5 protein-coding genes are annotated in these 10,447 nt (G+C 61.6%); 2 read left to right on the top strand and 3 right to left on the bottom strand.

Annotation, left to right across the window (positions count from 1 at the left end):
* Positions 1–11 precede the first annotated feature (11 nt).
* From P8L30_01295 to tssH, 3 genes are read right to left on the bottom strand one after another with little or no spacing between them, the layout of a single operon-like run.
* The gene (locus P8L30_01295; protein MDG2238834.1) at positions 12–809 is read right to left on the bottom strand and encodes a toxin-antitoxin system YwqK family antitoxin; all 798 of its coding nucleotides are present in this window, start codon (positions 807–809) and stop codon (positions 12–14) included.
* Positions 809–2,809 (bottom strand): type VI secretion system tip protein TssI/VgrG, encoded by a 2,001-nt coding sequence (gene tssI / locus P8L30_01300; protein ID MDG2238835.1) that lies wholly within the window; start codon positions 2,807–2,809, stop codon positions 809–811. The genes P8L30_01295 and tssI overlap by 1 nt, the downstream gene beginning before the upstream one ends.
* A gap of 2 nt (positions 2,810–2,811) precedes the next feature.
* Entirely contained in the window at positions 2,812–5,502 is a 2,691-nt protein-coding gene (tssH, locus tag P8L30_01305) for a type VI secretion system ATPase TssH (protein MDG2238836.1), read from the bottom strand.
* A gap of 296 nt (positions 5,503–5,798) precedes the next feature.
* Here tssH and P8L30_01310 point away from each other — a divergent pair, with 296 nt between their 5' ends.
* Together P8L30_01310 and P8L30_01315 are read left to right on the top strand one after the other, a co-directional pair.
* Positions 5,799–6,455 carry a hypothetical protein gene (locus P8L30_01310; protein ID MDG2238837.1) on the top strand — a complete coding sequence of 219 codons (657 nt, stop codon included), beginning with the start codon at positions 5,799–5,801 and terminating at the stop codon, positions 6,453–6,455.
* Positions 6,452–10,447 (top strand): hypothetical protein (locus P8L30_01315; GenBank protein ID MDG2238838.1); only part of this gene is annotated, 3,996 nt, incomplete at its 3' end. The genes P8L30_01310 and P8L30_01315, both read left to right, overlap by 4 nt.

Raw genomic sequence — 10,447 nt, forward strand, 5'->3', positions numbered from 1 at the left:
GATCGCCATCTCTACTCTCCCCTGAATCGCCCGAAGAAGCCGGAGAAGGTGGCCTTTTCAGCCTTGCCATCCTCTTCTTCCACCCCTTCTGAGCCTCCCTGCAACCCGCTCTCTTCTTCCGCGAGCACTTCCGGTGCCACAACAGCAACTTGCGGGGCGATCACTTGCTGATGGATCACCTCGCCCTCGGGATCGTAAATGACAGTCTCACCTTCGATCTCACCATCCACGTATTCCGTTTTCTGTTGGACGGTGCCGTCGGAGTAGTAGTCGAATGTGACCCCGTTCAACTTCCCGCCCGTGTACAGGGCCCGGCGAGTGACTTCGCCGGCTGGCCCGTACCACAAGGACTCGCCCTCCTGGGCACCTTCCACGAATTCCATCTTCGATATCAGACGTCCTGACGTATCGAACGTCTTGATCGGTCCGTGCTGTACCCCCGACTTCATCATTACGGTCATCGACAGAGCACCGGCGTCGAAAATCTTCACTTCGCCGACCACTGCACCATTGATGTAGTTCGCCTGCTGGGCCGGGCTTCCGGTCTCGTCGAAGATCTCTGCAAGGCCATGCAGCGCCCCGTCCGCGAAATGCGAACGGCTCTCTAGCGATCCGTCCTCTCGGTAGAGTGTTACCTGGCCGTGAATCTGCTCGCCGCGAAAGTGTGAGACCTCTTTAATCTGGCCCGCTTCATAGTACTCGGTCACCTCTCGGGCAGTATCCTCAACGGGCTCCCCTCCGTCTAACGGGGGAGTGTCTCCCTCGAGCACTGTTGGTGCGGCTTCCTTGGTGCCTGGTTCAGTCGTCATCAATTGATCTTCACCATGCCACCTTTCAGGGTCAGCATGCCTCCGCCATCGACTGTCTGGGTCGCGCTTCCCTTATTGGTGACCGAAACGCCACCCTCGTTGGTTACGCCGATTGATCCCTTGTTAGTCAGAGAGGTGCCTGCCTCATTGGTCAGGGCCGTCCCTGACTTGTTGGTGAGCGCGGTGCCGGCCTGGTTCGTCAAAGCGGTACCGGCCTGGTTCGTCAAAGCGGTGCCGGCCTTGTTGGTCAACGCCTGCCCGGCCTCGGTATCTAGACCCTGGGCCGCTTTTACCTTCACGGCCTTCTCGGAATCGATCGTGATGCTGCCGCCAGCTTCAATCGTTAGGTCGCCGGTGACCTTGAGGGTGAAGTCACCCTTTACTTCATGAACGAAGTTGGCCTGGCTGGTGTGCTTCTCGTCGTCTTTGATATCGAGGGTGCGCTTACCCTTGGTGACGGTGTGGGTCTCGTCTCCCTCGGTGACCGTCACTGTCCGGTTCTTCGTGATGGTCGTCGTCGAGTCGTTGAGGACCTCGGTGGTCATGTCCTTCTGAGCGTGCATGTAGATCTCTTCGGAGTCCTTCTTGTCTTCGAAGCGGATCTCGTTGAATCCCTCGCCCCCTTTGGAGGTGTTGCTCTTCACGGTCGACTGCGTCTGGTTAGCCGGGAGAGCGTAGGGGACCGTTTGCTCAGCGTTGTAGACGGATCCCGTGACCAGAGGTCGATCCGGATCTCCGTCTAGGAATGAGACCACGACTTCCTGCCCGATTCGGGGAAGGAAGAAGGCGCCCCATTTTTTTCCCGCCCAGCCATGAGTCACTCGGATCCAGCAAGAGCTCTTCTCGTCTCCCTCGCTGACCCGATCCCAGTGGAAGAGGACCTTGATGCGGCCGAATTTGTCGGTCCAGATTTCCTCGCCCTTCTTGCCCACCACTTTGGCGGTCTGCGTGCCGGCAATCAGTGGCCGCGCCGTGTGCATGGGGGGGTGGAACGTCACATCGGCGGGAAAAGCGACGAAGCTGTTCCGGTAGTGCGACTGCGTCAGCTGGTGTTCGACGGACCGAAGCGCCCAGGCTTTGTTGACGTCTTTCCGGGGGTGATCGGCGAGTGTGAATTTGTAACCGGCGCAGAAGCTCGGACTGAACGAGGAGCCGCTTAGCAGGTCCGCCGCGCCTTCGAGTGCTCCCAAGCGCACCTTGGCCAGCGCCGTGCCATCGGCCTTCTTCGTGAAACGTCCGGGGTAGTCGTAGCGGGCGAGCTTTCCGCTGCCCGCCTTGGTCTCCAGGTCGGTGGAGGGTGCTTCGAAGGAGTAGTCATCGAGGGCGTAGGTGCCGGTCGTGACGTTGTTCTCGATGTCACACGCCCACACGACATCGATGTCGTTGTCCTCGGTCGCGGTGCCGCGGAAGCGCATCTTGGCGAGTTCCGGACAGTCCTTGGCCGCAGAGGCGTCGTCGGCCATGACCAAGGTGTGTTTCGCGTCCGTGTGCTCGAAGAAGTAGTGAATCCCGTCTTCTTCCATGAGCCGCGAGACGAAGTCAAAGGCCGTTTCACGGTACTGAACGCAGTATTCTCTCGGCTGGTAGGTCGCTTTTAGCGTGAACTTGAAGTCGTTGTATCCCAGGTCTTTGAAGACCTTCTCAATGATCTCCTGGGTCTTCATTTCCTGGTAGATGCCACAGTCTGACGTCTGGGTCAGCATCCATAGCCAGGGGCGCAGCTCGGCGACATATCGGGTCACGCCGGGGTCGGTAGCGCCCTGACGTAGGCGGGTGATCATTCCATGGAAGTGCCGCTTCCCTCCATCAGGAAAGTCCACGCTCGCCGAAGCCGGTTTGCCGACCACCTTACTGAAGTCGACGGCGTCGTCGTCGGATTCCAACTCTAGGTCGAAACGAAACAAGCCGGACTGGCGCTCCTCTCCCCATAGCTCGCGCAGGCGGAAGGCATCCTTCCCAGCCCCCGTGGTCACAGTGGCCCAGAGATTCGCCTGATCCATACTCATTGGACGGCTTGTTCTGGCGGACTGACTTCGTAGTCGAAGCCGCCATTCTTACCCAGCTTCACATGGATTTGGCCGACTGGCTCTTCGTCCGCCATGAACTCGAGAAGCTTTGTGGACAGTTCCGGAAGCATGGTGTCCGAGAGGATGAAGTCGATGTTGCGCGCCCCGGAATCGACCTCGGTACAGCGATCGGAAATCGCCTGGATGACCTCATCGTCGTATGTGAGGTCGGTCATGTGTTTCTGAAAGATGCGCCGTTGGATTTCGGCCATCTTCAAGCCGATGATGTCTTGGATTTCGGCATCCCGCAGTGGGTAAAATGGGACCATCGCGAGCCGGCCGAGGAAAGCCGCCGGGAAATGCTTTCGCAGTTCAGGGCGAAGCGTCTCAACGACCGCGGCTGCAGACGGGCGACTCTCAGATTGCCGGGCCAACTCGGAGATCGTATCTCCGCCCACGTTCGACGTCAGGATGATCAGGGTCTGCTTGAAGTCGATCAGTTGCCCCTCCCCATCCTCCATCTGCCCGCGGTCGAAGACCTGATAGAAGAGCTCCATCACGTCCGGATGTGCCTTTTCCACCTCGTCCAGAAGGACTACGGAATAGGGCCGACGGCGCACGGCTTCGGTCAGTACCCCGCCTGTCCCGTAACCCACGTACCCTGGAGGGGCCCCCTTGAGCGAGGAGACCGTATGCGCCTCCTGATATTCCGACATGTTGACCACGATCATGTTGCGCTCACCACCGTAGAGTTCATCGGCGAGCGCTCGTGCCGTCTCGGTTTTTCCGACGCCGCTGGGGCCAGCCAACATGAAGACGCCCGTCGGCTTGTTGGGATCCTCCAAGCCGGCGCTGGACGTCCCGATGCGTCTGCAGAGTGTCTCGAGCGCCTCCGGCTGGCCGATGACGCGTTCCTCGAGCCTCTGGCGAAGGGAGAGCACTGTCTTGATCTCGTTGGCGACCATCTTGCCTGCGGGGATTCCGGTCCAGCCCGAAATCACTGAGGCGACAACCCCACCGTCCACGCAGGTCGGGACGAGAGCGTCTTCGCCCTGGAGATCGGCCAGCTCGGCTTCTAGCCGCATCAGCTCCGGCTGAAGTTCTTCCGGCTCACTAGGCTCGTTTTCATCGACACGGATCGTGCCATCCAGGATGCCGTGGATCCGGTCGATCTTTTCGACGATCGCGACTTCGTCTTTCCAACGGTCTGTGAGCGTGGCTCTTCGGACCTTGGCCCGGGCGATACCCTTGGTCAGGTGCCTCACTCGGTCGTCGTGGTCGCTACCCGACCGTTGTTCTCGCTCGAGTACCGAGAGCTCCACCTCGTATAGGGATGCCTCGCGAACGGCGTCCTCGAGCTGGACTGGCTGGCTCCCCTTGCCGATGGCGACTCGTGCGCACGCTGTGTCCAGTACGCTGACCGCTTTGTCCGGGAGTTGCCGTCCCGTGATGTAGCGATGCGATAGCTCTACAGCTTCTCGGATCGCGTCGTCGAGGATCCGGACTCCATGATGCCGCTCCAGGTGCCCGACCATCCCGCGCAACATGCGTTGGGCGGTTTCCTCGTCGGGCTCGTCTACCTTCACCACTTGGAAGCGACGAGCGAGCGCAGGATCGCGTTCGATGTACTTCTTATATTCGGACCAAGTCGTCGCGCCGATCGTGCGTAGTTCGCCGCGTGCGAGCGCGGGCTTTAGCAGATTGGCCGCATCGCCCTGACCCTCGCTGCCTCCTGCCCCGATGATCGTATGGGCCTCGTCGATGAACAGGATGATGGGGGTCACGGCCGAATTGACTTCTTCGATGACGTCTTTGAGCCGTTGCTCGAATTCACCCTTCACACCCGCGCCAGCCTGCAGCAGCCCTAGGTCCAGAGTGCGGACCGAAGCTTCCTGAAGTGGCTCGGGGACGTCCTTTGCGGCTACGCGCTTCGCAAAACCTTCTACGATCGCGGTCTTTCCGACACCGGGCTCACCCGTCAGGATGGGATTGTTCTGGCGGCGGCGCATCAGGATGTCGATGATCTGCCGGATCTCTTCGTCACGCCCGGTGATGGGATCGATCCCACCAACCAGGGCGAGTGCGGTCAGGTCGACGGTGAACCGGTCGAGGGCCGACTGCCCTTTGGGCCCAGCGCTACTGTGAGGCGTCGGGGGTGTGGGACCGGCCATCGGGCCGCTCTTTTGATCCGGGCCTGTCTCCGTGCCGCCCCCTTCAGGGGAATGTGCACAGAGTTCCGGGAGCGCCTCCTCGACCGTCTCACGGTTGAGCCCGAATACGGACGGTGCCGTTTCTTCTAGGCTGCCCCGGACGGTGGGGTTTGACACCGCCGACATAAGGAGGGCACCGGAGCGGACACGGTCATCGTGCAAGAGAAGCGATGAGACTCCCCAAGCAGACTCGAGCAGGCGCACCACATTTGGCGAAAATGCCGGTGTCCGAGAGTTGCCCCGCTTGAACCCGTCGATGCCGGCGGTGAGTTCAGCTTGGAGCGTGGCCTCTTCGATCCGGAAATGGCGCAGGATTACGCCAAAGTCCGTACCCGGTATGGCGAGGAGCGCCTTGAACAGGTGCTCGACCTCCACATTGTAGTTTGACTGCGCAACGCAGAGCTCAGCCGCTCCCTCCATGGCCTTTCGGCACAGTGGGTTCAGCTTCTCGATGAGCGCCTTCAGCTCGATTTTCATTCAGGAAGCAGTCGCTACTGTTCAGGGGAATACCAAGGCCGTCCGAGGCCCTTCGAGGGCTCTTCTGCCAAACCACTTTTTCCTATTTCTTGTCAGACTACGGGCTTGGAATATTCATCGAACAGCTAGACATGGCAAGGAAAAGGTGTCGATGCGGGGGGGCGCGCTCACGGAGACACTACGTATGTTTACGATTTCGCCGCCCCCTTCTGTCGCACTCGTTTTGCACGCCTGACTTGCGGGTGTCTCTGGGGTAGGGCACACTTGGGCTCACGACCACCCGTACCCCTCTCGCGATGAAGCCGCCACTGGCCACGCTGCGCCATATTCAGGGCGCTGTTGTAATTCAGGAGCGTGGGCGATCACCAGCGACCCCAGATGGTGCGCTTGAGATCGCCATGCGCTTCACGACCCAGTGGGAAGCGCGGAGCTTTCTCTCGTTCTGGCTTCGGGATGCGGGCGCGATGAGTCAACTACGCCAGGCGCTGCAACAGTCCGGAGTCGCAGGTGAAGTGGCTCAGGCGTCCGACGAGCAGGTGCTGGACGCGTTTTCCAACTTGCTCATCTCGCGCGAAGTGGAAGTTCTTCCGCGACGTGAGCGGGCCAAATTTCTCGATGTGCGTTCCGCTTTCGGGAAGGTCACGTCCGCCGCGACTGCTGCCGCGACGCAGGCTGCCCCGGTAAATATCGTCCAGGCGGAGCCTCCTTCTCTTCCGCCTCCCCCACCGGCGCTGCCACTTCCTCCGCTCCTCCCGATTCTCGAGGACATTCAAGTGGAGTCGGCAGAGGTCTTGCCCGAGATCGATCAGACGCTTGAGCAGATCGACGAAACAATGTCGATCCTTGAACAGATCGCTGCAGCTGTGGGTGCCACCCCTAACGACATTCCTGCGGTGGCCACAAAAATGGCCGATGCGTCCTCAGAGATCACCGAGGAGTTGGGGGAACTGTGAAGTTTCCAAGCCGGAGCCGCACCGCGCTACTCGAAGGCGCGATGAAGATCGGAGAGGCCGTCTCTACCGGCGCATCCCGCCTCAGTACCGAGTTGTCGAATGCCGTGACGGAAGCCGCCGCCACGGTGCAGAACATCGTAGATCAGTCTGAGACGCTGGTTAATGAGCTAAAGGCTCTCCCCCAGGACATCGACCCAACGGCCACCCTGGATGAGCTGACCTCCGCCGTCGGTGGGATCAAGTCAGACTTCGATGGGGCGGTCCTTGCGATCAAGACTGCGGGCCCGGGAGTTGTCGCTGCGACGCAGGGGCTCACCGAACTGGGTGCGGATGTCGAGAAGGCCGTGGCCCTCGTGCCCCAGATTCCGTCGCGTCTTGCCGGGGTCGCGCCGGATTTTGATGGATTCGCGGATCGTCTCGATTCCGCATTCCAGACCGCGAAGTCACTCGCCGAGGGTGTGACCAACCTTCAAGAGCGGGTGCTCAAGCTGCGGGACTACGTGGTCGCGAATCCGGAAACGCTGCTCCCGGCTGCCACCTTGGATCTGGCCCGCCAGGAAGTCGCGGCGTTGCGTGATCAACTCCAGGCAGACTCCGATACGGTCTCCAAGGAGATCGACGACACAGGGGTCTACTTGGATGACTCGATCAAGAAGGTGGCAGACGAGATCGACGCCATTTTGGGCGACTTCAATGGTGTGACCGACGACGTGCTCGACCGGATCGAGGGCACGATGCGTGAGGTGGAAGCCAAACTGGCTCCGGTGATCAACCAACTGGACGTGGTCGAGAACCGAGTCAAAACGATCTCTGCAGCGATCAAAGACCCGTTGCAGCAGGCCGAGGACAAGATCCTCGAGATCGTCGACATGATCGAGAAAGTCGGCGTTCTCGTGGACACGATCCTGCAGGGTTTCGACGATGAGTTGGATAAGCTCCAGTCGATTCTCGACACAGTCGGCGAAGTTCTGGACGATGTGATCACGCCCGTGGAAGAAGTCGTGGCCGAGTTCCGGGGGATCATCAGCGACCTCATCTCCGACATTGGCGAGATCGATCAGCAGTTAGAGACGCTTCCCGAGCGCTTTGAGCCGGTGGAGGATGGCATCGACGACGCGATCGTCACGATCGAGACGATCCGCGACAGCATCCCTACATATGTGCAGCAGGCGCTTTCTAGTCTTGATCTTGCCGAGATCGAGCTCGGCCAAGCCGACGCCGCATGCGACGATGCCATTGCGGCATGCACGAAATACATGGCCCGTGCTCCGGCACTGGGGCTAGCGCGCGCCCTGTTCACGGGGATTAAGGCGAGCATTCCGGGGATCATCGCTTCGGTAGACGCCGCTCGGGTGCAGATTCCCGCAGCGGGTGACACGGCGGTGGATCTCCTCAATCAGGCGATTCCGCCGGTCGAGGAGTTGAGGACGACGCTCAAGACCGTGATTGCCGAGGTCGAAGCGGCCATCGCCGAGGTGCGGGCGCTTCTGCAGCAGATCCGCGAGGCGCTGGAGCTTGCTGACGCCAAGATGGTCGAGGTCATGACCGCGATGAATGAGGCGATCGCTCTGATTCGCCCGGAGCCGGAGAGGATCCTGACCCAGGTCCGGGCTACGAAGGACGAGTTGGTCGAGAAGGTGAAGCCGCGCGAGACGATCGATCTGATAAAGGCTGAAATCATCAAGGTGAAGGACACGGCGCTGACGCCGGTCCGCGCGGCGGTCGAGGACGCCGAGCAGTTGGTAGTTGACCAAATCACCATGGTGCGCACGCAGGTGTCCGCCGCAAAGGCGCTTGCGTACGACAGCGTCGACAAGGTCCGCAGTGAGGTCACCCGGCTCCGTGATGAAGCCCGTAAGCCAGCCGATCAGGTTCTGCAGCTTGCGGAGGATGGGAAGCAGGTCCTTAAGGACCAGTTGGATCAGGCCCGGCAGTTGGTCGATGATCAGTTGGCGAAGGTCGATTCGCTGCTCGAAGAGCAGGAAGGCGCGGTTCAGCTCATCACCTCGGATGTGACCGCCGTGGGTAGCGCGGTCCTCACTGAGGTGGCAGAAGTCCGCGCTCTCGTGGAGGAACCGGCCGCGAAGGCGCTTGAGGTCGCCGAAGCAGCCGCGGCCGCGGCAGATGACCTTGAATCACAAGTTAGTCAGTTCCAGTCTGACGCCGCTCAAGCCGCGACGGAGTTGGAGGGTGAAGTCGACGGTGCCGTCCAGAAGGCGAACGGACTGCAGGATGGATTCAACGCTGCCGCGGCTTCCGCCGTGGCAGCATCGGCCGACGACGCTATCACGGGGGCTGTCGACGAGATGAACGCCGCCGCGGCCGAGGCGAAGGCCAAGGCAGAAGAAGAGGTGAGCCGCGCCGAGGAAGCGGCCAAGGCGCCGAAGGAAGCGATGGCTGACAGTCAGTCCTCCTTGAACAAGATGGAGGAGGACGCTCAGTCCAGCATTCAGGGGCCAGCGGAGGAGGCGGATCGTTCCGTCGCCAGCGTGGAAGCCGACCTGGCCCAGGCGGATGAGCTGGCCAGCGCCCTGCGCGAGAAGACCGAATCTGCTGCGACCACGCTCGACGAACAGGGCGATGCAGCTTACGCGAACGCCGCCGCGAAGCGGGATCAGGCGAACGCCGCGATCGCGACTTCGCAGAAAAGCGTCGAGGCCGCCAAAGCCGACACCGAAGTCGCCAAAGCTGATTGCGTTAGTGCCGAGTCGATTGTTGCGGCGGAGGTTGAGGCGAACGGTGGCGAGCCGGCGGAGAAGGCTGAGGATCAGGCGGCTGCCGGGGAGGAGGACGGGGCGGACTCGGACTCGGACTCAGGCGCGGATGACGGTTCTGATTCAGATGATGATGCGGGCGCCGAAGGTGGTTCTGATTCAGGTGATGATGCGGGCGCCGAGGGTGGTTCTGAAAGTGGTTCTGATGGTGGCGCCGAGGGTGGTTCCGAAGACGGAGCCGCCGATGGCGGGGCTGATGACGCTGCGGCTTCTGATCCCGGAACAGAGTCGGCCGGTTCGGATGACTCTGGGTCCGATGCCGAAGCTGTCTCGGCCGACGATGATGCGACCGGAGACGGCGGGGATACCGGCGATTCTGGGAGCGATGCCGCGGCCGACGCGAGCAGCGACGACGGTGGTGATGGCGGTGCCGATGATGACGAAGATGGGGCTGTTGATGACAGCGCCGGGGAGGGCGATCAAGGCGAACAGGATGATCAGGCCGCCGAGGAGGCTGGCGGTGAGCGCGGCGACGAGGGCAGTGCGGATTCCGAGTCGGTGGCCTCGGATGACCGGGACGATCGAGAGGCCAGGGGTCTAGGAACGCGCGAAGGATCCTCTGACGATGATGGCCACGAGAGTGCGGGGGACGGCGGGGCTGACTCGGACGATCGATCAGTAGGGGATGACCCGTCGGGGGACGAGGGTGCAGGCCGTCCGGGCGGTATCGGTTTGCCCGATGCCGGCAAGGGTGGTGAGCAAGAAGAGCCAGGTGATGAAGAGGGTGAAGGAGGCTTGGGCGGTATCGGTTTGCCCGATGCCGGCGAGGGTGGTGAGCAAGAAGAGCCAGGTGATGAAGAGGGTGGAGGAGGCTTGGGTGCTCCTCAGCGTGGATTGCCCGGTGAGTCGGATGAGGGTGGGGAGGAAGATGGCGAGGCTGCCGAGGAAGACGGCGAGGCCGCCGAGGAAGACGGCGAGGCCGCTGAGGAAGACGGCGAGGCCGCTGAAGAAGACGGCGAGGCCGCTGAAGAAGACAGCGAGGCCGCTGAAGAAGACGGCGGGGACGCCGAGGAAGACGGCGGGGCTGCTGAAGAAGACGGCGAGGCTGCTGAAGAAGACGGCGAGGCTGCTGAAGAAGACGGCGAAGGTGCCGAGGAAGACGGGGAAGGTGCCGAGGAAGACGGCGGGGACGCCGAGGGAGACGGCGAGGCCGCTGAAGAAGACAGCGAGGCCGCTGAAGAAGACGGCGGGGACGCCGAGGAAGACGGCGGGGCTGCT

The sequence above is a fragment of the Longimicrobiales bacterium genome (genome assembly GCA_029245345.1).
Lineage (GTDB): Bacteria > Gemmatimonadota > Gemmatimonadetes > Longimicrobiales > Gaopeijiaceae > CALFPJ01.

What these genes read in the sequence shown, in the direction of transcription:
- P8L30_01295 (MDG2238834.1), bottom strand. Translation starts at nt 809, where the DNA reads ATGACGACTGAACCAGGCACCAAGGAAGCCGCACCAACAGTGCTCGAG.
- tssI (MDG2238835.1), bottom strand. Translation starts at nt 2,809, where the DNA reads ATGGATCAGGCGAATCTCTGGGCCACTGTGACCACGGGGGCTGGGAAG.
- tssH (MDG2238836.1), bottom strand. Translation starts at nt 5,502, where the DNA reads ATGAAAATCGAGCTGAAGGCGCTCATCGAGAAGCTGAACCCACTGTGC.
- P8L30_01310 (MDG2238837.1), top strand. Translation starts at nt 5,799, where the DNA reads ATGAAGCCGCCACTGGCCACGCTGCGCCATATTCAGGGCGCTGTTGTA.